At 70.5% G+C, this 21298-nt stretch carries 23 protein-coding genes; 10 read left to right on the forward strand and 13 right to left on the reverse strand.

What is annotated here, in order from left to right; translation table 11 throughout:
• Positions 1–9: 9 nt before the first annotated feature.
• Positions 10–192, reverse strand: a complete 183-nt coding sequence (locus V7Z97_RS11025) for a hypothetical protein (protein ID WP_334163474.1) — start codon at positions 190–192, stop codon at positions 10–12.
• An 88-nt stretch (positions 193–280) separates the two neighbouring features.
• Positions 281–592, reverse strand: coding sequence for a polyhydroxyalkanoic acid system family protein (locus V7Z97_RS11030; protein WP_325458499.1), 312 nt, complete (start codon positions 590–592; stop codon positions 281–283).
• A gap of 80 nt (positions 593–672) precedes the next feature.
• On the opposite strand from V7Z97_RS11030, the gene V7Z97_RS11035 reads away from it, so the two are divergent.
• The gene (locus V7Z97_RS11035; RefSeq protein WP_334163475.1) at positions 673–1077 is read left to right on the forward strand and encodes a hypothetical protein; all 405 of its coding nucleotides are present in this window, start codon (positions 673–675) and stop codon (positions 1075–1077) included.
• On the opposite strand, the gene V7Z97_RS11040 is transcribed toward V7Z97_RS11035, so the two are convergent.
• Entirely contained in the window at positions 1074–1733 is a 660-nt protein-coding gene (locus tag V7Z97_RS11040; RefSeq protein ID WP_334163476.1) for a BON domain-containing protein, read from the reverse strand. The two genes, V7Z97_RS11035 and V7Z97_RS11040, sit on opposite strands and share 4 nt — an antisense overlap.
• A gap of 113 nt (positions 1734–1846) precedes the next feature.
• On the opposite strand from V7Z97_RS11040, the gene V7Z97_RS11045 reads away from it, so the two are divergent.
• On the forward strand, positions 1847–2860 hold the full coding sequence (locus tag V7Z97_RS11045; protein WP_334163477.1) for a lysylphosphatidylglycerol synthase transmembrane domain-containing protein: 1014 nt from the start codon (positions 1847–1849) through the stop codon (positions 2858–2860).
• Positions 2861–2945: 85 nt separating this feature from the next.
• The gene (locus tag V7Z97_RS11050; protein ID WP_334163478.1) at positions 2946–3164 is read left to right on the forward strand and encodes a hypothetical protein; all 219 of its coding nucleotides are present in this window, start codon (positions 2946–2948) and stop codon (positions 3162–3164) included.
• Here V7Z97_RS11050 and V7Z97_RS11055 read toward each other — a convergent pair.
• From V7Z97_RS11055 to fabD, 10 genes are all read right to left on the reverse strand, one after another.
• Complete coding sequence (locus tag V7Z97_RS11055; RefSeq protein WP_334163479.1) at positions 3161–3520, reverse strand: response regulator; 360 nt, start codon at positions 3518–3520, stop codon at positions 3161–3163. The two genes, V7Z97_RS11050 and V7Z97_RS11055, sit on opposite strands and share 4 nt — an antisense overlap.
• Before the next feature lie 511 nt (positions 3521–4031).
• The gene (locus tag V7Z97_RS11060; RefSeq protein ID WP_334163480.1) at positions 4032–4424 is read right to left on the reverse strand and encodes a c-type cytochrome; all 393 of its coding nucleotides are present in this window, start codon (positions 4422–4424) and stop codon (positions 4032–4034) included.
• A 1-nt stretch (position 4425) separates the two neighbouring features.
• The gene (locus tag V7Z97_RS11065) at positions 4426–6018 is read right to left on the reverse strand and encodes a flavin monoamine oxidase family protein (RefSeq protein WP_334163481.1); all 1593 of its coding nucleotides are present in this window, start codon (positions 6016–6018) and stop codon (positions 4426–4428) included.
• 146 nt (positions 6019–6164) lie between these two features.
• Positions 6165–6770 (reverse strand): guanylate kinase, encoded by a 606-nt coding sequence (gmk, locus tag V7Z97_RS11070; RefSeq protein ID WP_334163503.1) that lies wholly within the window; start codon positions 6768–6770, stop codon positions 6165–6167.
• 66 nt (positions 6771–6836) lie between these two features.
• A complete protein-coding gene (locus V7Z97_RS11075) occupies positions 6837–7718 on the reverse strand; it encodes a YicC/YloC family endoribonuclease (protein WP_334163482.1) in 882 nt (293 codons plus the stop codon).
• A 2-nt stretch (positions 7719–7720) separates the two neighbouring features.
• Positions 7721–8773, reverse strand: coding sequence for an endolytic transglycosylase MltG (gene mltG, locus V7Z97_RS11080; protein ID WP_442958026.1), 1053 nt, complete (start codon positions 8771–8773; stop codon positions 7721–7723).
• On the reverse strand, positions 8770–10059 hold the full coding sequence (gene fabF, locus V7Z97_RS11085) for a beta-ketoacyl-ACP synthase II (protein ID WP_334163483.1): 1290 nt from the start codon (positions 10057–10059) through the stop codon (positions 8770–8772). Before fabF ends, mltG begins: the two co-directional genes overlap by 4 nt.
• Before the next feature lie 86 nt (positions 10060–10145).
• Positions 10146–10385: an acyl carrier protein gene (locus V7Z97_RS11090; protein WP_012522113.1), complete on the reverse strand. Its 240-nt coding sequence runs from the start codon at positions 10383–10385 to the stop codon at positions 10146–10148.
• Positions 10386–10508: 123 nt separating this feature from the next.
• A complete protein-coding gene (gene fabG, locus V7Z97_RS11095; protein ID WP_334163484.1) occupies positions 10509–11249 on the reverse strand; it encodes a 3-oxoacyl-[acyl-carrier-protein] reductase in 741 nt (246 codons plus the stop codon).
• Between the two features lie 11 nt (positions 11250–11260).
• Positions 11261–12205, reverse strand: coding sequence for an ACP S-malonyltransferase (gene fabD / locus V7Z97_RS11100; protein ID WP_334163485.1), 945 nt, complete (start codon positions 12203–12205; stop codon positions 11261–11263).
• A 97-nt stretch (positions 12206–12302) separates the two neighbouring features.
• Between fabD and V7Z97_RS11105 the strand changes: the two genes are divergently transcribed.
• From V7Z97_RS11105 to V7Z97_RS11135, 7 genes are all read left to right on the forward strand, one after another.
• Positions 12303–13370, forward strand: a complete 1068-nt coding sequence (locus V7Z97_RS11105) for a zinc-binding dehydrogenase (RefSeq protein ID WP_334163486.1) — start codon at positions 12303–12305, stop codon at positions 13368–13370.
• Between the two features lie 633 nt (positions 13371–14003).
• Complete coding sequence (locus V7Z97_RS11110) at positions 14004–14555, forward strand: DUF4402 domain-containing protein (protein ID WP_334163487.1); 552 nt, start codon at positions 14004–14006, stop codon at positions 14553–14555.
• A 66-nt stretch (positions 14556–14621) separates the two neighbouring features.
• A complete protein-coding gene (locus V7Z97_RS11115; protein WP_334163488.1) occupies positions 14622–15146 on the forward strand; it encodes a DUF4402 domain-containing protein in 525 nt (174 codons plus the stop codon).
• The gene (locus V7Z97_RS11120) at positions 15143–16057 is read left to right on the forward strand and encodes a fimbrial biogenesis chaperone (protein ID WP_334163489.1); all 915 of its coding nucleotides are present in this window, start codon (positions 15143–15145) and stop codon (positions 16055–16057) included. Before V7Z97_RS11115 ends, V7Z97_RS11120 begins: the two co-directional genes overlap by 4 nt.
• 226 nt (positions 16058–16283) lie before the next feature.
• Positions 16284–18812, forward strand: coding sequence for a hypothetical protein (locus V7Z97_RS11125; RefSeq protein ID WP_334163490.1), 2529 nt, complete (start codon positions 16284–16286; stop codon positions 18810–18812).
• Positions 18813–18869: 57 nt separating this feature from the next.
• A complete protein-coding gene (locus tag V7Z97_RS11130) occupies positions 18870–19874 on the forward strand; it encodes a DUF4402 domain-containing protein (RefSeq protein ID WP_334163491.1) in 1005 nt (334 codons plus the stop codon).
• A gap of 98 nt (positions 19875–19972) precedes the next feature.
• Positions 19973–21280 carry a calcium-binding protein gene (locus V7Z97_RS11135; protein WP_334163492.1) on the forward strand — a complete coding sequence of 436 codons (1308 nt, stop codon included), beginning with the start codon at positions 19973–19975 and terminating at the stop codon, positions 21278–21280.
• The last annotated feature ends 18 nt before the right edge of the window (positions 21281–21298 follow it).

The raw sequence follows: 21298 nt of genomic DNA on the forward strand, positions 1-21298 counted from the left end.
GCGAATGCTCTAGGCGTCCTCGACGGCGCGGCGCATCACCAGGCGGGAACCGAGCCACAGCTCGGCCCGTCCGGCGGGCAGCGGCAGGGCCAGGAACCTGGCCTTCGCCGCGGCGTCGTCCGGGCAGTTCAGGGTCGCCCCGACCACCAGCCCGCCCCTGTCGTCCAGCACCTGCACGCGATACGCCGCCAAGGAACCCGCCCCTTCTCCGAAGGGAGGACCCTAGACGAGCCGCCGGCGAGTCCTTTGTCCCGCAGCCGACAGACTGGCCGCGGGGCGGCTATTTCTTCTCCAGCAGGATCTGGCCTTCCTTCTGCAGCCGGCCCTTCAGCTTGCCCGCGATCATGGCCAGCAGGTTGGGCAGCAGGACCTCGAGCTTCACGGCCGTCTCGGCCACCTCGATGGAGCCGGAGATCGCCTGGCCCATGGCCTGCAGCGAAAAACGCAGGACATCGCCGTCCCAGCTCTTGGTGAAGGCGCCGGCGGCGGCCCCCATCTGGCTGGAGAAGCGGCTGAACCCCTCCTCGATCCGGCGGCGGGCCTCGGCACGGCCGAGCTCGTGGGGGATGTTGACGGTGATCGCCTTGCTCATGCTTCCTCAACGCCCGGGGCGCGCCGGGGGGTTCCGCACGGACCGGATCGCCCCTAGAGCGTAGGCCCAGGAGGAGGCCGATGAGCGAAGACCGCAGCCTGTTCGGAGACGGACGCTATCCCGAAGCGGGGCCGCTGGCTGTCCTGGCCCGGCTGTCGCTGCTGGGCGCGGGACTGGCCATCGTGGTCGCCAAGTTCCTGCCGCCGGAGCTGGTGCCCGACTTCGTCCGCTCGCCCAACCTGCAGCACTTCGCCGCCTTCTACGTCCTGGCGCTTTGCGCGCTGGCGGCGATGCCGCGCGCACGGCTGCGCACGGTGGCCGTCGGCGTAGCCGGCTTCGCCACCGTGCTGGAGGCCCTGCACCTGCTCAGCGGCGCCCCGCTCGGTCCCCTGACCGACAACTGGGTGGCCGACCTCGGCGGCGTCAGCGCGGCGTTCGCGCCCCTGATCGTCGAGCGCTTCCGCCGGCGGTTCCCGCGCGGCTAGATGAAGGTCCAGCCGCGGTCGCGGACGCGTAGGTTGTTCTGCACGTGCCGGACGCCGTCGATGTCGGCGATGTCCTCGATCCGGCGGCGGTCCTCCTTGCGGCGCACCGTGCCGTTGAGGGTCACCTCTGCGTCCTCCACCACCACGTCGACGTCGCGCAGGTCGAGCCGGCGCTCGTCCTCCAGCCGCTCCACGATCACCGCCCAGAGCACCCGGTCGGACGGACCACGCCGGCGGGCCGGGCGCTCGTCGGTGCGATCGCGGCCGCCGAAGAAGCCTCCCGCCCGCTCCATCCAGGACCGGCCGCCGTCCGTCCGGTCATGGTCGCGCAGGTCGCGGCGTTCGTCGTCACGGCGGTAGTCGCCAGCGTCCATGCGCCGGCCGTAGTCGCGGTCGTAGTCCCGATCGTCTTCCGAGAACCGGCGGTAGGCGCGGCCACGCTCCTGATCGTAGGCGTAGTCGCTGGAATAGTCGGCCTGGCCGTAGTCGTCCGAACGGAAGCTCGCCGCCTCGTCGGCCCGGTAGCCGGCCCGCCGGCGGGGGTCGTAGCCGTAGTCGGTGGAGTAGTCCGCCTGGCCGAAATCGTCCCGGTCGCGCACCCGTCCGAAGCGCTCCCGGCGCTCGTCGTCCCGCTCCCGCCAGTCATCGCGCGGCATGGCCATTCTCCTCCTTGGAAAGGGATCCGGGGCTTGAAACCTGCGCCGTGGGCATCGGTTCCCGCCAGCCACGCAGGCGTGACGGCCCCCGCGACTCCTGAGACACCAGGGCCGTGCCGACCTCGCACCCGCCGCCGCACGCACAGACCTCCGCGGACCACCCGCTGGAGGACGAGTTCGCCCAGGCCCTCCCCGACCGCCGCACGACCCTGCCGGCCCTGATCCGCCGCTGGGCGCTGCGGCTGATCCCGGTGATCCTGCTCGGCGCGGCCGGCTATGTCCTGTGGCGCGACTACCATGACCTCGCTTTCGCGGACGTCGCGGCGGAGGTTCGCCGCTGGGGCCATCGCGCCATCCTGGGGGCGCTGGCGCTCTCGGCGGTCAGCTTCCTGCTGATGGGGGTGGTGGAGAAGGTGGGCCTGCGCTGGATGGGCGCTCGGCTGCCCTGGGGCCCGACCCTGGCGACCGCCTTCATCGCCAACGCCATCGCCCATTCGCTGGGCGCCAACCTGCTGGTCTCGGGGGCGGTGCGCGCGAGGCTCTACGACCGTTACGGGGTCGGCCTCACCCAGGTGGCGGGGGCGACCCTGTTCCAGGGGTTCTCGTTCGCCGTGGGCATCGCCACCCTGGCCGGCGTCGGCCTGCTCATCGCCACCCCACAGGCGCTCGCCGCCTCGGCGATCGCCACGCCGGTGGCGCGCACCACCGGCACGGTGCTGCTGGCGGGCGTCGTCACCTACCTCCTGACCTGCGCCCTCCACCGCTCGCCGCTGCACGCCTTCGGCCGAACCCTGGCCCTGCCCTCGCCCGGCAAGGCGCTGGTCCAGCTCTCGGTGGGCGCGGCCGACAACGCCACCGCCGCGGCGATCATCTGGATCCTGCTGCCGCCCGGGACGGTGGACTACCTGGCCTTCGTGGGCGCCTACGCCATCGCCTGCGTCGCGGGGCTGGTCTCCACCGTGCCGGCGGGCGCCGGCGTGTTCGAGGGGACCCTGTCGGCGCTGCTGCCGCGCGCCCCGGCGGCGTCGCTGGCCGCCGCCTTCCTGGGCTACCGGCTCGCCTACTTCCTGCTGCCTCTGGCGATCGCCCTGATGGCCCTGGTCGGCGACACCCTGCGCCGCCGCTGATCCGCCGGACGGGGGAACTGCAGCCATTCACATTTGTTGTGGCGGACTGGGACTGGGCGGGCTCCACGACCGCGGGAGGCGGCGCATGGACCTCAACACCGCAAGCCTTGCGGCGCTGACCAAGCTCGTCGGCCTGGAAAGCGCCTACGACCTGATGCTCTGGCGGCCCTACCTCAACTGGGACGAGGTGGCCTGCGTGCCGGGGTTCGACCCCGGTCGCGTCGCCGAGCTGCGCGCCGCGGGCGCGCACATCCGCCTCCCCGGGGACCCGCGGACCCTGCGCGACGTGGAGGCCCGCTTCTAGCTGGCGAGCAGCATCCGGACCTGATCGGCCAGCTCGGTGGCGGAGAACGGCTTGGGGAACATCAGGGCGTCCTCCACCCCGTGCTTGGACAGGTGGGCGGCGTGGCCGGTGATGTAGATGACCTTGATCTCGTCGTTCAGCTGTCGCGCCTTGCGGGCCACGTCGAAGCCGGTGACGCCGACGCCGAGATTGATGTCCGTCACCAGGGCCGCGAAGCTCCGCGCCTCGCCTTCCAGCGCGGCGAGGGCGGCCCGGTCGTCCAGGGCGACCTTCACGTCGAGGCCCACGTCGGCCAGGGCCTCCTCCACGAGTTCGGCCACGTCCGGCTCGTCTTCGACTAGGAGAACGCTGGTCATCCACTCACCTCGCGGGAGGCGCGGCGCGGCCGAGGTCCACGGATCGACCCGGATCGCCGCCGGCCTGCGGCAACGGCCGCCGGAAAAGACGAGGCCCCGTCGTCCACAGGGACAGACGGGGCCCTGCTGCGGCTACCGGCTCGGGGGGAGCGCCTGCCGCTGCAAGGTGGGTAACCGCCGACCTCGCCCGCAGGTTCCCACCCGGGCGAGCGAGAGCGATACCGCCTGGAACCAGAGCCGACGAGCGTCCCCTGCGCGCGCCTCCGGATCGCCCATGGGCTGCGGGTGACGGAATGTCGCGGCCCGGCCCCCCCTGTTCTGACCCAAAGTGGGCTTCCCACAGGTTGTGGCAACTCTCCCTTGGGGCGAAATTCACCTCGCCGATTTACCTCCGAAGGGTGTTCGGCTCGGTAAGCGGGACAGAGCCGAAGACATCGCCCGCAGCCCGGCTACGTCCCCCTGGACAGGGAGCCGGCCGCCCCCGGGGAGCGTCATGCCCCGTCTTTTTCCCTCAGTGCGGCCGCATGGCCTCGACCTCCGCGGCCGTGACCGGCTCGCGGTACTCGTTGCCGAAGTGGGTCCGCAGATAGGTGACGAGGTCGGCAACCTGGACCGGCGTCAGGGCGCTCCGGAAGCCGGGCATTCCGCCCTTGCCGTTCTCCACCATGTAGATCGCGTAGGCGGCGGTCCCCAGCCGCTCGTTGCGGGCGAGCGCCGGGAAGGTCCCGGCCCCGCTGGCGCCCGCGGCGTCGGCCATGTGGCACGCCTGGCAGTACATCCGGTAGACCTCCTCGCCGGTCTTCGGCACGGGCGGCTTCGAGCCGCCCGGACCGGGCTCGTCGGCGAGGCTGGGCGCCGCCACGGCCAGGGCGAGGACGGCGAAGGCGAACAGGCGGACTCGCATCTCAGGCCTCCAGGGCGCGCTTGTGCAGGCGGGTGATGGCGTCGAGGGCGGAGAGCAGCGAGCCCTCCATCCAGCAGCCGACGTAGGAGGCGTGCTCGCCGGCCAGGACCACGCGGTCCTCCAGCGCCACCAGCTCCTGGTAGTGCTCGCGACGGGTGTCCTCGTTCCAGCGGGCGCAGCAGCCCATCACCCAGGGCGTGCGGCTCCAGGCGACCGAGGCGCCGCTCAGGAACTCCCGGCGGTAGCTGTCGGGATGGAAGACCGCGCCTTCCCGCAGGGCGACCTCGATCCGCTCCTCCGGCGTCATGCCGCTGAGGTTGTAGCCGCCGGGGCCGTTGGCGAAGGCGCCCAGCAGCACCGCCGGACCGTCCTGGAAGAAGTTGTTGTTGGGATAGGAGACGAGGCCGATCTGCTGGTTGGTGAAGGAATGGCCGCCGTAGATGTCGGAGTCCTCCTCCCAGAACCGCCGGCGCATCTCGAGCCCGATCTTCACCGAGTTCGAATAGGGCACGGCCTGGATGGCGGCGTTCTTCTTCGCCGAAAGGTTGTTGTCGATCTGGCTCAGCACCGTCAGCGGGATGGTGCAGACGCAGAAGTCGGCCTTGGCCTCGGTCACCGCCCCCGTGCCGGTGTCGGCATAGGTCACGGTGACGCCGGAGCGGTCCTGGCGGAGCTTCGTCACCTTGGCGTTGTAGGTGATCAGGTGGCCTACCTGCCGGGCGAAGCCCTCGCCGATCTTCCCCATGCCGCCGACCGGCTGGAACATGGTGGTCTGGAACTCGTCGTTCATGAAGAACGACATCTGGGCCCAGACGCCGGACTTAAGCACCTCGTCGAAGGGGAAGAGGTCGGAGGGCCGGGGCGCGCCGCCCACGCCGCCGCCGGGCGGCAGGTCGAAGCCCCGGTGGCTGGAGGACCGGGGTCCCTTCACATAGCGCATGTCCCCGTCGAGCATGCCCCAGCCGCGCAGCGCCTCCTTCAGGCGGTCCACGTCCTCGGGGGTGAGCCGGGTGTCGAGCGCCTTCTGGTCGATCGCCTTGCCGAGCAACTCGGCGACGTTGCCCTCGAAGTCGGCGGCCAGCGACCGGAACCTCTGGGGAGCCCCGCCGAACGCCTCGGTCGAGTGGACATAGGCGTTGTGGTTGAACTGGATGAAGGGCTCCAGCGCCACGCCGAAGGCCTTGCAGTAGTGCAGCAGGGTCCGGTGGTGGTGCGGGATCCGCCAGGGGCCGGGGTTCAGGTAGTTCCCCTTGGCGAACCGCACTTGCTGGGTCGCCCCGCCCATCTCGGTGTAGGTGTCGCCCCCGTGCAGCGACCAGTTCCGGCCGCCGGCGCGGTTCTGGTACTCGAGGATCCGGACCTTGTAGCCCGCCCGGGTGAGCTCGTGGGCGGCGAGCATCCCCGCCAGGCCCGCGCCCAGCACGATGACCGAGGCGCCCTTGCGCGCGCCCGAGAGGTCCGGCGGGCCGTCGAAACGAGTCTCCGCCGCGTGACCGAAGGTGCTCATCATCTGGTAGATCGCAGCCGTGCCGCCGATCATCCCGATGGCCTGGAAAAGCTGGCGCCGTGTCGGCGCCTGTCGTTCGGAACCCATCCCCAACCCGCCCGCTGCTGAACTGGGCTCAGGCTAGTGAACGGCGATCAGGCCGCGCGACGGGCGAGCGCCCGCGGCGGCGCAGAATCCTCAGGATGGACGGAACTCCACCGCCCGCTGTCTAGCGGTTGGGCAGAGAGCCCCGCCTAGATGGTCTCGTCCAGCAGGCCTTCGACGAACTCCGGCAGCCAGGGGTTGCGGCCGGGCTTGAGCCGCTCGGCGCGGTAGATGTGGCTCAGGTCCGCATAGGCGCGGTCGAAGTCCTTGTTGACGATGACGTAGTCGTACTCGCCCCAGTGGGTGATCTCCCGCTTGCCCAGCTCCAGCCGCTGGTTGATCACCTCGACGCTGTCCTGGGCGCGGGCGTGCAGCCGGCGCGCCAGGTCCGGCCAGGAGGGCGGCAGGATGAACACCCGCACCGAATCGGCCGGCGTCTGCTCGGCGATCTGACGGGCGCCCTGCCAGTCGATGTCGAACATCACGTCCTTGCCGGCTTCGAGCGCGGCCATCACGGGGGCTTTCGGCGTGCCGTAGAGCTGGCCGTTCACCTCGGCCCATTCCAGCAGCTCGCCGGCGGCGATCATCGCCTCGAACTCGTCGCGCGACTTGAAGAAGTACTCGCGCCCCTCCTCCTCGCCCGGCCGCGGCTTGCGGGTGGTGGCGGAGATCGAGAGCGTCATCCCGGCGAAGTCCGCCACCAGGCGGCGAGACAGCGAGGTCTTGCCGGCGCCGGCGGGGCTGGAGACCAGCATCAGGAGGCCGCGGCGGACCGTCTCCCACGGCTTGGCGTGATGGTCGTCGTGGGTGCTCAAGACGCCCTACTCCACATTCTGGACCTGCTCGCGGAACTGCTCGATCACGGCTTTGAGGTCGAGCCCGACCGTGGTCAAGGCGGCGATGGCCGACTTCGAGCACAGGGTGTTGGCCTCGCGCATGAACTCCTGGGTCAGGAAATCGAGCCGGCGGCCCACGGCCCCGTCCCCGCCGACCAGGGCGCGCGCGGCGGCGATGTGGCCAGACAGGCGGTCGAGCTCCTCGCGCACGTCGGCCTTCACGGCCAGCGCGGCGGCCTCCTGCAGCACCCGCTCCTCGGGCACCACGTCGCCGGCCAGCTCGGCCATGCGCCGCTCGAACCGCTCCTTGATCGCCAGGGGCTGGGCCGCGGCGTGCCCCTCGGCGGCGCCCACCAGTTCGGCGATCCGGTCCATCAGCCCCGCGAGCACGCCCGCGAGCGCCCCGCCCTCCTCCCGGCGTGCGGTCAGGAGCCCGTCGAGGGCCGCGCCGATCGAGGCCGCCATGGCCGCCTCCAGCGCCGCCTGGGCCTCGGTATCGTCCAGGCCGTCGGCCGCCTCGATGACGCCCTTCAGGCCCAGCAGGCCGTCCAGCCTGGGTGGGGCGACCATGCCGGTGGCGACGTAGGGCCCGCCGGCCGAGAGGTAGCGCTCGAGCTGGTCGACGTTGACGCGGACGGCGCCCGCGCCCTCGGTCCGGCGGGCCTGCAGGCCGACGGTGAGCTGGCCGCGCTGGAAGCGGGCCTGCGCTCCCTCACGGGCGGCGCGCTCCAGGCCCTCGAAGCCCGGCGGCCCGCGGAACCGGACCTCCAGGTTGCGGCCGTTGACCGAGCGGGCCTCCACGGCCCAATTCCAGGCGCCCAGGGCGCCCTCCGCCCGGCCGAAGCCGGTCATCCCCGATATCGCCATGCCTACCGCCCCGTCCCCGCCTGGGCCGCGCGCTCACGCTCCACGCGCCGCCACTGGGCCACGTTGCGCTGGTGCTCCTCGAAGGTCGAGGCGAAGACGTGCCCGCCGGTCCCGTCGGCCACGAAGAACAGCTCCGTGCTGCGCGGCGGGTTCAGCACCGCCTCGATGGACGCCCGGCCCGGATTGGCGATCGGCGTCGGCGGCAGGCCGTCGATCCGGTAGGTGTTGTAGGGCGTCGTCGCGGCCAGTTCCGACGCCAGGATGCCCCGGCCCAGCGGCCGGCCCCGGGAGATGCCGTAGATGATGGTGGGGTCGCTCTCCAGGCGCATGCCCTGGCGCAGCCGGTTGACGAACACCGCCGCGATCCGGGGCCGTTCGGCCGCGATCCCGGTCTCCTTCTCGACGATGGAGGCGAGCGTCAGGGCCTCTTCCGGCGTGTCGAAGGGCAGGCCCGGCTGACGCTTGGGCCAGAGCTCGGCCATGAGCCGGTCCTGGGCCTCGGCCATCCGCTGCAGGACGGCGGCGCGGCTGTCGCCGCGCTGGACCTGGTAGGTGTCGGGCAGGAGCGCGCCCTCGGCCGGCGTCGGGGCCTCCCCGGTCAGCACCGGCTGGCGCTGCACCGCCTCCCAGGCCATCTCGCTGGTCCAGCCCTCGGGCACCGTGATCAGGTGGCGCACGACCCGGCCGGCGCGGATGTCGTCCAGCACCCGGGCCATCGAGGTCCCGCTGCGGAATTCGTACTCGCCGGCCTTGAGGCTGGCCGCCGCGCCGCTGAACCGGGCCGCAGCCATGAACAGAGCCCTGGAGCGGATGACGCCCGTCTCGGAGAGTTTGCCGGCGATCTGGGAGAGGCCGGAGCCGCGCTCCAGCACCACGGTGGTGGCCGCCCCCCGCGGCGCCTGCGGCCCGGGCCCGCCGTAGGACCAGGCCACCCACGCCCCGGCGACGACCAGGACGGCGGCCAGCGCCGCGAGCACGCCGCCCAACCTCCGCAGCGGCCCCGGCGGGGACTTGCGCGGGACGGCGCGGCGGCGCGGGCGCGGGCGTCGGGTCACGCGACCTTCTTGAAGACCACCGAGGCGTTGGTGCCGCCGAAGCCGAAGGAGTTCGACATGGCGACCTTGATCTCCCGCGGCACGGCCTTGTGCGGCGCGAGGTCCAGGGGGGTCTCCACCGACGGATTGTCGAGGTTGATGGTCGGCGGCGCGATCTGGTCGCGGATCGCCAGCACCGTGAAGGCGGCCTCGATGGCGCCGGCGGCGCCCAGCAGGTGGCCGGTGGCCGACTTGGTCGAGCTCATCGTCACCCGGGAGGCGGCGTTGCCGAGCAGGCGCTCGACCGCGCCCAGCTCGATCTCGTCGCCGAGCGGCGTCGAGGTGCCGTGGGCGTTGATGTAGTCGATGTCGGCGGGCTCCACGCCCGCGTCCTTGATCGCCGCCTTCATGGCCCGGAAGCCGCCGTCGCCGTCATCGGCGGGCGCGGTGATGTGATAGGCGTCGCCGGCCATGCCGTAGCCCGCCACCTCGGCGTAGATCTTCGCCCCGCGCGCCTTGGCGTGCTCGTACTCCTCGAGCACCAGGATCCCGGCGCCCTCGCCCATGACGAAGCCGTCGCGGTCCTTGTCGTAGGGACGGCTGGCCTTCTCGGGGGTGTCGTTGAAGCTGGTGGACATGGCCCGGCAGGCCACGAAGCCCGCGATGCCCACGGGCACCACCGAGCCTTCCGCCCCGCCGGCGATCATCACGTCGGCGTCGCCGTACTTGATGATCCGCGCCGCGTCGCCGATGGCGTGGGCGCCGGTGGCGCAGGCCGTCACCACCGAGTGGTTCGGCCCCTTGAAGCCCCAGCGGATCGACACCTGGCCGCTGGCCAGGTTGATCAGGGCCGAGGGAATGAAGAACGGCGAGATCCGCCGGGGGCCCTTCTCGTGCAGCTCGATCGCGGTGTCGGCGATGGCGCCGAGGCCGCCGATGCCGGAGCCGATCATGACCCCGGTGCGCTCCCGACCCTCACGGTCGTCCTCGCCCGGCATCCAGCCCGAGTCGCGGACCGCCTCGTCGGCGGCGGCGATGGCGTAGAGGATGAAGTCATCCACCCGCCGCTGGTCCTTGGGGGCCAGGGTCTTGTCGGGATCGAAGGAGCCCGGCACGTCCGGGCCGCCGCCGCCGCGGCCGTCCACCCGGGGCACTTCGCAGGCCACCTGGCAGGCGTAGGCGGCGGGGTCGAAGGCGCTGATGCGGCCCGCGCCGGACTTGCCGGCGAGGATTTCTTTCCAGGTGTGCTCGGTTCCGGTCCCCAGAGGGGTGACGAGGCCGATTCCGGTGACGACGACTCGACGCATGGCGGGTCCTCAAACGAGAACCGCCGCGGCTTCGGGTGGGACCCTCGGCGACGCGGCGGTTAAAATTCCAAGCAGATTGAGGCGCTTTAGGCGCCCAGACGCTCCTGGATGAACTTCACGGCGTCGCCGACGGTCTGGATGTGCTCGGCGGCGTCGTCGGGAATCTCGATGTCGAATTCTTCTTCGAAAGCCATGACGAGCTCGACGTTGTCGAGGCTGTCGGCGCCCAGATCATCGATAAAGCTGGCCTTCTCGGTGACCTTCTCGGGATCGGCGTCGAGGTGTTCGATGACGATCTTACGGACGCGTTCAAGGACGTCGGACATTAGGTAGGTCCCTCAGGCTTAGTCGGTCATTTGCATTCGGCGACAGCGACGCTGGTGTCAACTGTCGCCGAGGTGGATTGGTTCGGGCCGCCCGGTAGCATGTTCGTTTCCGGGTGGCGAGGGCTAGATCATCACCATGCCGCCGTTGACGTGCAGGGTCTGGCCGGTGACGTAGGCGGCCTCCTCGCTCGCCAGATAGACGCAGGCGGTGGCCACGTCGCGGCCCGCGCCCAGCCGGCCGGCGGGGATGGTGGACAGGATCTGGCCCCGCTGCTGCTCGTTGAGCGCGTCGGTCATCGGGCTCTCGATGAAACCTGGCGCCACGCAGTTCACGGTGATCCCGCGGCTCGCCACCTCCTGGGCCAGAGCCTTGGAGAAGCCGATCATGCCGGCCTTGGAGGCGGCGTAGTTGGCTTGGCCCGGATTGCCCATGACGCCCACGACCGAGGTGATGCCGATGATCCGGCCCGTCCGGCGGCGCATCATCCCCTTCACCGCGGCGCGGGACAGGCGGAAGTAGCTCTCCAGGTTCACCTTGATGACGGCGTCCCAGTCCTCGTCCTTCATCCGCAGGAGAAGGCCGTCCTTGGTGATGCCGGCGTTGGCCACCAGGACGTCGATCGGCGCGCCGGCCGCCGCCTCGGCGGTCTCGATCAGGGCGTCCACGGCGGCGGCGTCGGAGAGGTTGGCGGTGACGGTCGAGACGCGCTCGCCCATGCGGGCGGCGGTGTCCTGCAGCACCGCCTCCCGGGTGCCGGAGAGAACCACGTGGGCGCCCTGCTCGTGCAGCGCCCGGGCGATCTCGGCCCCGATTCCGCCGGTAGCCCCGGTGACGAGGGCGGTCTTTCCGGTCAGGTCGAACATGGGCGTCCTCTCTAAAGGGTCTTGGCGAAGGCTTCGAGGTCGGCCGGGGCGTTCAGGGGAACGGCCTCGGCGTCCGGGGCGATCCGCTTGACCATCCCCGAGAGCACCTTGCCGGCGCCCGCCTCGGCGAAGCGGGTCACCCCGCCCTCCCCGGCCAGCCACAGGACGCTCTCGCGCCAGCGGACCCGGCCGGTCACCTGCTCCACCAGCAGCCGGCGGATCGCCTCCGGGTCGTTGGTCGGGCGGGCGGTGACGTTGGCCACCACCGGCGCCTTGGGGGTCAGGATGGTCGCTTCCGCCAGGGCCTGGGCCATCTCGTCGGCGGCCGGCTGCATCAGCGGGCAGTGGAAGGGCGCCGAGACGTTCAGCGGGATCGCCCGCGCGCCCAGCTCCTTGGCCTTCTCGATCGCGCGGTCGACCGCGGCCTTGGCGCCGGAGATCACCACATTGCCCTGGTTGTTGTCGTTGGCCACGACGCAGACGCCCAGCTCGGCGCCGGCCGCGGCGGCCTGCTCCGCCAGGGCCACGTCGGTCTTCGGGCCGATCAGAGAGGCCATGGCCCCCGCGCCCACCGGCACCGCCCGCTGCATGGCCTGGCCGCGCAGCTTCAGGAGCCGGGCGGTGTCGGCCAGGCTGATGGCCCCCGCCGAGGCGAGCGCCGAATATTCCCCGAGGCTGTGGCCGGCCACGAAGGCGGCCCGCTCCATGCCGACGCCGAACTCGCGCTCGAGGGTGCGGGCGACGGCTACGCTGACCGCCATCAGCGCCGGCTGGGCGTTCTCGGTGAGGGTCAGCTGGTCCTCGGGACCTTCCTTCATGAGCCGGAACAGGCCCTGCCCAAGGGCGTCGTCCACCTCCTGGAACACCTCGCGCGCGGTGGCGAAGGCCTCGGCCAGCTCGGCCCCCATTCCGACCGCCTGGCTGCCTTGGCCCGGGAAGATGAAGGCGAGGCTCATGGGCCGCTCCGTCAGGTCTCAAGAATCCGAGCGGCGAGGGTTAGGGGATAAGGCTATCGTGGGCAAGCAGCAGGGGGAGGACGCCATGAGAGCGGTCGTGCGACGCAACAGGCAGCTGGTCTGCGACGAGATCCCGGACCTCGAGCCGGCCGAGGGCCAGGTGCTGGTCCGCACCCTGGCGTGCGGCATCTGCGGTTCGGACCTGCACGCGCTCCACCACATGGAGCACATGATCGAGCTGTCGCGACGGGCCGGCGGCCTCGACAACGGCTTCGACCCGACGGCGGACACGGTGTTCGGCCACGAGTTCTGCGCCGAGGTGCTCGACTTCGGCCCCGGGACCAGCCGGACCCTGAAGCCCGGCGCGCGGGTGGTCAGCGTGCCGGCCACGATGACGGCCTCCGGCGTCGAGCTGCTGGGCTTCTCCAACCGCCTGCCCGGCGGCTTCGCCGAGCGGATGCTGCTCACCGAGGCCCTGCTGCTGGAGGTTCCGAACGGCCTGCCCACCGACCAGGCGGCCCTCACCGAGCCGTTCGCCGTGGGCCTGCACGCCGTGGCCAAGGCGCGCATGGATCCGAACTCCGTGGCGCTCGTGGTCGGCTGCGGGCCGGTGGGCCTGGCGGTGATCGCCGCCCTGAAGGCGGCGGGCCACGGGCCGGTGATCGCCGCCGACTATTCCCCTCGCCGCCGGGCCGCCGCCGAGCGGCTGGGAGCCGACATCCTCGTCGATCCGGCGGTCGAGTCGCCGCACGACCGGTGGGAGGCCCTGGGCGTGCCGAAGGCGCGCGCCGCCCAGCAGATGGTGCGGATGATGGGCGGCGGCTTCGGCCGGCCGGTGATCTTCGAATGCGTAGGCGCCCCCGGCGTGCTGCAGGGGCTGATCGAGGCCGCGCCGGCCGGGGCCCAGATCGTGGTGGCCGGCGTCTGCATGGAGACCGACCGGATCGAGCCCTCCATCGCCATCACCAAGGAAGTCGAGCTCACCTTCGTGTTCGGCTACACGCCCGAGGAGTTCGCCCAGACCCTGCGCCACCTGGCCGAGGGGGTGATCGATGTCTCGGACCTGGTCACCGGCCAGGTCGGACTGGAGGCCGTGGCCGGCGCCTTCGAGGCGCTGGGCGATCCCGAGGCCCATGTGAAGATCCTCGTCACGCCCGGCCACTGACGATCGGCGAACAAAGCTCTGCCGTCAGGGCAGAACTGGCTGGAACTCGCCCGCGGAAGCTTAGCTACAGGGTCGCAGAGGCGTCACAATTTGACGCCGCTCAAAAGAAGACCTGCGCGCGTGTGTCAGATTGCCACGGCGTGAATACTTCCGATTTCAATTCGCAGTCGACCACAACCCGGATTCCGCGAACTGCGTTCGCCCATTCACTATACTTCTACACCAACGGGTTGTCCGGCTGATGTGCGGCGCTACCAAAAGGAGAGTGAACAAGTAACCCGCCCCGCCTTCCCCACCGCCTAAAGTCGGCAAGGTCTCAGGGAAAACAAACCTGCTCCTGTCCTTCCCGAGCACAGCTCTTGCAAAACCTGGATTGCTCCAGGGCCGGTGTTCCAGTTCGGGACTTTGACCTTGGAGCCCCTCTAGTGTGGTTACCGCAGACCACCAATCTTGACAGTAGGCGGCGACACCTCTAGAGGGCGCATGGATAATCGTCGGTTAAAGTGGCGACTTGCAACCAGAAGTTTCGAAGGTAACCGCCGCGGTAGATGGCGGTCCCCGAGAAGTCTTCAAAGTCTCCCGCAGACCAGTCAACGCGTTCAACAGATCAACCTCAGCACGCCAGGGGCTAAAATGAACACCCTTCGGAATATCCTCGTTGCCGCCGGCAGCGCCGCCATCCTGGCGGGCATGGCCACCGCGGCCAGCGCCCAGTCGACCGCGTCGGACAGCGCCACGGTCAACGCCAGCATCATCCAGCCGATCGCCATCACGAAGAACAACGACGTGAACTTCGGCACGGTGGCCCGCCCGAACACGGCGAGCACCTCGACGATCGACCTGGACCCGACCCTCGGGGCCAACCCGATCACGATCAGCGGCGGCACGGCGGTCGTGCAGGTTCAAGGCAGCCGCGGCCAGTTCACCATCACCGGTGACGGCGGCCGCTCCTACGCCCTGACCGGCTCGACGACGGCCTTCAACCTGACCCGCGCGGGCGGTTCGGAGACCATCTCCTTCACGCCGGAATTCGCCGTGGACAGCGGCACGGTCGGCGGCCTGCCGGGCGCCGCCTACTCCGCGGCCACCCAGCTGCTCTACGCCGGCGGCGCGTTCGACATCACGAACACGACCGTCCCGGGCGCCTATTCGGGCACGATGACCCTCACGGTCACCTACAACTAAGCCTGCGCTTTCCGGAGCTGGACGCCCCGCGCGTTCAGCTCCGGTAAACCGCTGCGGGCCTAGGTGATGACCATGAAAAGAGCGCCTCTCCTGATCGGCGTCGGCCTTGCAGCGCTCGCGTGCTGCGCCCAGGCGTTCGCGCTCAGCCGCGCCGACGGGATGGTTTCGGCCCAGATCACCCAGGGCGCTGGAATCGAGATCGTCAGTCCGCTCGTCCTGCCCAGCGTGACCGCGACGGCCGTCGCGCCGAACGCCCGCCCGTCGGCGGTCGCCGGCGGCGCAACCTCAGGTGCAGCCCCCTTGAGCAACGCCACTTTAACCATTAGTGGTCAGGCTGGGGATGCAGTGTCGATGGCCGTGCCTCAGAGCTTCACGGTCGTCCGCACCGGGGGGACCGAAGCCTTGACCGTCAAGACCAACACCAACGCCGAATTCGGCCTGTCGAGCGACGGCGTCGTGCTCGCGGGCTCGATCATGGGCGGCAACACCATGAGCGTGAACGTCGGCGGAGCGATCTCGCTCGCGTCGTCCGAACGCCTGGCCCCCGGCGCCTACGAAGGCCTTCTCGTCGTCGTGGTCCAGTACAATTGACCCGCGCCGCCTTCCCCGCCGTCCTCGCCGCCGTGGCTCTGCTCGGCGCGCCTGAGGCCTTCGCCCAGCCGGCCGCCCCCGCGGCGCCGCCGGCCCCCACGATCACCACGGTCGGCGCGAACCTCAACATCTCGCCCAAGCGGGTCACGTTCGACCGGAACCGCCGCTCGGCGACCGTCTACATCTACAACCAGGGCAACGCCGCGGCGACGTTCGACGTCGCCCTGGTGGACCGCGCCATGCTGCCCGACGGGCAGATCGTGGCGGTCACCGACGGGACGCAGCGGCCGGAAGCCGCGCCCTTCATCGAGAAGGTGAAGTCCGCCCAGGGCATGCTGCTGATCTCGCCGCGCCGCGTGACGCTGGCGCCGGGCCAGGGCCAGACCATCCGCCTGCGGGTCACCAATGCGCCGGAAGGCGCGCCGGGCGAGTACCGCAGCCACCTGACCATCACCACCATCCCGCCGCGCGACGCGGGCCTCACCGCCGAGGCCGCCGCCGGCATCGGGCCCAACGAGCTCCGCTTCCAGATCAACTCGGTCTTCGGCCTGAGCATCCCGGCGATCATCCGCGTCGGCGAGACCGACGTGCGCGCCTCCATCGAGAATGCGCGCCTCGAGTACGCCGACCTGCCGCAGGAGGGCCAGAGCGCGCCGCGCCGCACGCCGATCATGGCGTTCGAGGTGGTCCGTCAGGGTGCGAACTCGCTGTTCGGCAACATCGAGGTCCGGCCGGTGGGCAAGACCGAGGTCGTGGGCATCGCCCGCGGCGTCGGCGTCTACCCGGAAGTGGACCGTCGGACGATCCGGATTCCGCTCACCCGCGCGCCGGCGACCGGGGAGAAGCTCGAGATCACGTTCACAGACGACGACACGTCTCCGGGCAAACTCCTTGCGAAACAGGCGCCGTAGGTGCGTTGCGTGGTCTGCCACCGCCGCACTTGCCATTCTCCGCGCGACCGGCGCGGCCGCTGAGGCCGCTCCGCCCGTTGCTGCGCCGGCGCCTGCCCAAGCTTCCCCCGACCCCGTAGACCAGCCGGCCGCGATCGATCCGGCCACCCTGCTGCTGTTCTCCGTCGAGCTCGACGACCTCACCCTGACTGACGGACTGGCCGCGTACGACGCGCCGGACGACCCATTGCTGCCGGTGGGTGAGCTCACCCGGCTGCTGGAAATGGACGTGGAGGTCCTGCCCAACGAGCGCCGGATCATCGGCCGCCTTGGCGAGGAACGCCGCTCACTCGTGGTCGACCTGGCCAGCGGCACCGCCAAGGACGGCGGCCGCAATGTCGCGCTGTCGCTCGCCGACGTGGCCGTCACCGACACCGAACTCTACATCCGCGCCTCGGCCCTGCAGCGCCTGCTGCCGATGACCTTCGAGGTCGACCCCGAGTCCCTGGCGATGAAGATCACGGCCAAGGAGCTGCTGCCGGTCCAGGGCCGGATGCAGCGCATGGCGCGGCGGCGCGACAGCCTCCAGAACTTCCAGCAGAAGGACGAGATCTTCAAGGTCGAGACGCCCTACCGGCTGTTCAGCATGCCGGCCTTCGACGTGGCGTACGGAATGGGCCTGGAGAACTCGGAGAACCGCACGCCCGTGCGCTACGACGTCCGCATCGGCGCGGACCTGCTCTACACGGGCTTCCAGGGCTATGTCGGCTCCGACGAGCGGGGGGAGCCCTCCACCGCCCGTTTCGTGCTGGAGCGCCGCTCGGTGGAGGGACGCCTGCTCGGCCCCCTCAGGGCGCGCACCGTCAGCGTCGGCGACGTCTTCACGCCGGGCCTGGCGGTGGGGCCCCGCAGCATCGGCGGACGCGGCGCGATCATCTCCACGATCCCGCTCGACCAGACCAACATCTTCAACCGCATCGACCTGCGTGGCGAGCTGCCGCTCGGCTACGACGTCGAACTCTACGTCAACGACATCCTGCGCAGCGGCCAGAACACCCCGGCCCAAGGCCGCTACGAGTTCCTCAACGTGCCCCTGTCCCAGGGCATCAACGTGGTGCGCGTGGTCACCTATGGCCCGCGCGGCGACCGCAGCGAGAACACCCGGATCATCAACGTCGGCGGCGGCGTGCTCCGCCGCGGCGAGGCCACCCTCGAGCTGGGCGTCGTCCAGCAGGAAGAGCCGCTGGTCGTGCTGCGCCCGCCGAACCCGGAGGAGCAGATCAGCCCGGCGCGCGGCGGCTGGCGGGCGGTGGGCTCGGTCAACTACGGCCTGACCTCCACCCTGACGCTGAGCGCCGCGGCGGCCCTGATCCCCACCGGGGCGCCCGACAGCTACCGCCAGCTCTACAACGTCGGCGTGCGGACCTCGCTCTTCGGCTTTGCGACCCAGGTGGACCTGGCCTACGACGACGACGACCGCTCGGCGGTGGCCCTGGGCCTCGCGGGCCAGGTGTTCGGCGTCTCCACCGTGTTCCGCCACGCCGAGTTCCAGGGCGGCTTCATCGATGAGAACGGCCCCGGCGCGGATCTGACGCGGGCGATGGCGCGCCGCACCGAACTGACCTTCGACGGCAACCTGGAGATCGCCCGCCGGGTGGTGCCGCTCTCGGTGCGGGGGCTGCGCAACGAATATGCCGACGGGCTGGTGGACTTCGCCGCCTCTGCCCGGGCCTCCACCACCGCGGCCAGCATCCTGGTCTCGACCGGGCTCGAGTACCAGCGCACCACCGGCCTCGGGAACACGGTGCAGCGCCTGAACGGCTATTTCGCGGGCTCCACCTTCCGGGGCTACAAGTGGCAGCTCCGCTCGACGGTGGACTTCGAGATCCTGCCGGAACTCAGGGCCCGCTCGCTGGCAGTCACCGCCGACCGCGACATCTCCGAGACCGTGTCCCTGCGCCTGGGTCTCGGCCAGGCCCTGAACGACGCCTCCAGCTTCAGCCTCACGGCGGCCGGCATCTTCAAGCTGCGGATGGCCGACCTCTCCGTGAACGGCGACTACAACAACAGCGACCAGAGCTGGCGGCTCGGCGCCCAGGTCAACTTCGGCCTGAACTACAATCCCGTCGCCGGCGGCTACCGGATCACCCGCCCCGGCCCCGGCTCGGGCGGCAGCCTGCTGTTCGAGGCCTTCCTGGACCGGAACGGCAACGGGGTGTTCGACGGCGACGACCAGCCGGTGCCGAACGTGACCCTCGAAGGGGCGGAGGTGAAGGTCCGCACCGGCGCCGACGGCCGGGCCTTCGTCACCGGCCTGGGCGCCGGGCCCACGGGCCGCCTGCTGGTCGGTCTCGACGAGGTGGAGAACACCCAGGTGCAGACCCCGCCCAGCACGATCCAGTTCTCCCCCCGGGCCGGCAGCTTCACCACCGTGCGCTATCCGATGAAGCCCACCGGCGAGGTGATCGTCACCATCCAGCTGCGCCGGCCGGACGGCGCCATGGTCGGCCTGTCCGCCGCCCAGATCCGCCTCGTGGGCGACAACGGCTTCGTCGCCGACGCCAGCACGGAGTTCGACGGCTCGGCGGCGTTCCAGAACCTTCCGGTGGGGACCTACCGGCTGGAACTCGACCCGGACCAGGCGCAGCGGCTGCGCATGAGCCTGACGGCGCCGGCCACGGTGACGATCACGGGCGACGGCGGATTCGCCCCCGACATCATGGCCGAAGTGAAATTCGCGCCGCGCCCGCAAGAGAACGGCGAGCAAACCGAATAGATCTGACGCGACTTGTTTGGGTGCACTTGCTGCACAGAAGGTGTTATGAGCCCCCCTATGCGTCCGACGACGAGTATAGCGCAACTCTCGATTGCAGCATTCCTGCTGGCTAACGCCGGCGGGGCCGCCGCCCAGACCCTGGGCGTGGGGGTGTCGGGCAGCACGCCGAACCTGGGCAAGGTGGCCTCCGCCGCTTCGGGCGACACGGTCTTCCGCATCACGCCCTCCACCGGCGCGATCACCAAGCAGTCCGGCGCCGGCGCGCGCGTGACCACCGGAACCTCCCGGGCGACCGTCACCGTAAGTTGCGGAAACCAGAACAACTGCAACACCAAGCAGGTGAACGTCCGCATCGGCTCGGGGACCTGGGGGGGCCGCGGGCGGCAGCTCTCCAACTTCAAGGTCTCCATGGGCACGGCCACCCAGGCCGTCGCGCCGACCGGGACCGACCCGATCAACTTCCGCATCGGGCCGATCGGCAAGAACTCCTCGAAGACGTTCTACGTGGGGGCCGACTTCCCGATCGCCGGCGACAACTCCGGCTCCACGACCGGCTCAGCCTATTCGGCCTTCTACGTGTGGGTCGCGGTGGCGCCGGGCACGCCCGACGGCTCGGTGTCCGGCTCGGGCACAGCGGTGGCCAACGTCTTCCGCTCGATCTCGCTGGCGAAGACCTCCGATCTCTACTTCGGCCGGATCGTGCGGCCGCTGAGCGGCACGGCGACGGTGGGCCTGGCCGCCTCCAACGGCGCCAAGAGCTACCCCGCCGGCGTCGCGTGGATGAACCTGCCGCAGCCGACCCGCGCGGGGTACACGGTCACGGGCGAAGGCGGCCAGACGCTGTCGATCAACATCCCGTCGACGTTCAACATGACCGGCCCGTCCAGCTCGACGCTCACCGTGACCACGAACAACAACCTGACGGCCACCCCGACGCTGAGCTCCATCCTGGGCAATTCGGGGACCTACAACTTCTTCGTCGGGGGATCCTTCCCGATCAGCTCGACCACGCAGTCGGGGGTCTATTCAGGGACCTTCGCCGTGACGGTGGCGTACAACTAGCCTGGCGGCGCATCTCTTGCTCCGCCGCGAACCAGACCGTCCTTACCGCCATCATGCGGCTGGGGCTGTCATGAAATGAGACACCTGGGGGACGACCCATGCCGATCACGATCCAGTTCGAAAACATCCCGGCCGGACTGTTCCCCACCTACGCCGAGCAGGGCTTCACCTTCTCCACCGCCGTCACCCAGAACAACGGCTACTCCGACGCCTTCTGGAACCAGGCTTCGATCAACGACCTGGGCACCGGCGGCTACCTGATCAACCAGTACGCCACCGACACCGTGATGGTGACGGCCGCCAGCGGCGCGGCCTTCGGCGCGACGTCGATCGCCGTGAACGGCTTCAGCTTCACGGGCTGGGACGGCACCACGCCTCTGACGGGGACGTCCATCGTCGAGTTCTACTTCACCGGCGTGAAGGCCGACGGGACCCTGGTCACCTACCAGTTCACCACCGACGACATCGACAGCTTCCAGACCGTGGCTCTGCCGGCCGGCTTCGCCGCGGGCCTGGTGGAGCTCAACTGGTTCACGAACCTGGGCACCGGCTGGGGCGCCTTCGACAACCTGACGCTCAACCTGAACAATCCGCCGGACGCCGATCCCTTCACCGGCCAGACCACGGGCGGCCAGACCTACACCGGCAGCCTGGTGGCCACCGACCCGGACGGCCAGGCGCTCACCTTCCTGCCGCTCGGCGCCCTGCCCGCGGGAGTCGTGCTGGACGCCGACGGCACCTTCTACGTCCAGCCGCAGCCGGGCGACGAGGACCTGACGTCCCCGCGGGTCGTGAGCTTCCAGTACCGCGCGTTCGACGGGTCTGAGTACTCGCCGGCCGAGACGGTGACGGTGACGCTGAACCCCGTGGGCCTCGGCCCGGACATCCGCGGCGGGAACCATCCCCAGAACCTGACCGGCACGGCCCAGGGCGAGCGGATGTTCGGCGGCAACAGCGGCGACACCCTCTGTGGCCTCGGCGGCCCGGACACGCTGGACGGCGGCAACGGAACCGATTCCCTGTGCGGCGGCGACGGCAAGGACAAGCTGCTCGGCGGCAACGGCAGCGACTGGCTGGACGCCGGCGCGGGCGACGACCGGCTCGACGGGGGCAACAGCCCCGACACCCTGGCCGGCGGCGCGGGCGCCGACACGATCACCGGCGGCAACAGCCCGGACCGCTTCATCTTCGGCGCGGACTTCGGCCGCGACGTGATCACCGACTTCGACCCGAAGAATGAGGTGATCCAGATGTCTCCCGCGATGTTCGGGAGCTTCGCCGACCTGATGGCCAACGCAGCGCAGGTGGGGAAGAACGTGGTCATCACCTATGACAGCGACAACATCCTGACCCTGCAGAACGTGAAGCTGTCCTCGCTCGGGATCGACGACTTCCTGTTCGCCTAGGCTCGCTTCTCCGCATCC

This window comes from Phenylobacterium sp., assembly GCF_036821595.1.
Lineage (GTDB): Bacteria > Pseudomonadota > Alphaproteobacteria > Caulobacterales > Caulobacteraceae > Phenylobacterium.

Coding starts and splice junctions, on each gene's coding strand:
- V7Z97_RS11030 (WP_325458499.1), bottom strand. CDS start 592: ATGAGCAAGGCGATCACCGTCAACATCCCCCACGAGCTCGGCCGTGCC.
- V7Z97_RS11035 (WP_334163475.1), top strand. CDS start 673: ATGAGCGAAGACCGCAGCCTGTTCGGAGACGGACGCTATCCCGAAGCG.
- V7Z97_RS11040 (WP_334163476.1), bottom strand. CDS start 1,733: ATGCCGCGCGATGACTGGCGGGAGCGGGACGACGAGCGCCGGGAGCGC.
- V7Z97_RS11050 (WP_334163478.1), top strand. CDS start 2,946: ATGGACCTCAACACCGCAAGCCTTGCGGCGCTGACCAAGCTCGTCGGC.
- V7Z97_RS11055 (WP_334163479.1), bottom strand. CDS start 3,520: ATGACCAGCGTTCTCCTAGTCGAAGACGAGCCGGACGTGGCCGAACTC.
- V7Z97_RS11060 (WP_334163480.1), bottom strand. CDS start 4,424: ATGCGAGTCCGCCTGTTCGCCTTCGCCGTCCTCGCCCTGGCCGTGGCG.
- V7Z97_RS11065 (WP_334163481.1), bottom strand. CDS start 6,018: ATGGGTTCCGAACGACAGGCGCCGACACGGCGCCAGCTTTTCCAGGCC.
- gmk (WP_334163503.1), bottom strand. CDS start 6,770: ATGCTGGTCTCCAGCCCCGCCGGCGCCGGCAAGACCTCGCTGTCTCGC.
- V7Z97_RS11075 (WP_334163482.1), bottom strand. CDS start 7,718: ATGGCGATATCGGGGATGACCGGCTTCGGCCGGGCGGAGGGCGCCCTG.
- fabF (WP_334163483.1), bottom strand. CDS start 10,059: ATGCGTCGAGTCGTCGTCACCGGAATCGGCCTCGTCACCCCTCTGGGG.
- V7Z97_RS11090 (WP_012522113.1), bottom strand. CDS start 10,385: ATGTCCGACGTCCTTGAACGCGTCCGTAAGATCGTCATCGAACACCTC.
- fabG (WP_334163484.1), bottom strand. CDS start 11,249: ATGTTCGACCTGACCGGAAAGACCGCCCTCGTCACCGGGGCTACCGGC.
- fabD (WP_334163485.1), bottom strand. CDS start 12,205: ATGAGCCTCGCCTTCATCTTCCCGGGCCAAGGCAGCCAGGCGGTCGGA.
- V7Z97_RS11110 (WP_334163487.1), top strand. CDS start 14,004: ATGAACACCCTTCGGAATATCCTCGTTGCCGCCGGCAGCGCCGCCATC.
- V7Z97_RS11115 (WP_334163488.1), top strand. CDS start 14,622: ATGACCATGAAAAGAGCGCCTCTCCTGATCGGCGTCGGCCTTGCAGCG.
- V7Z97_RS11130 (WP_334163491.1), top strand. CDS start 18,870: ATGCGTCCGACGACGAGTATAGCGCAACTCTCGATTGCAGCATTCCTG.
- V7Z97_RS11135 (WP_334163492.1), top strand. CDS start 19,973: ATGCCGATCACGATCCAGTTCGAAAACATCCCGGCCGGACTGTTCCCC.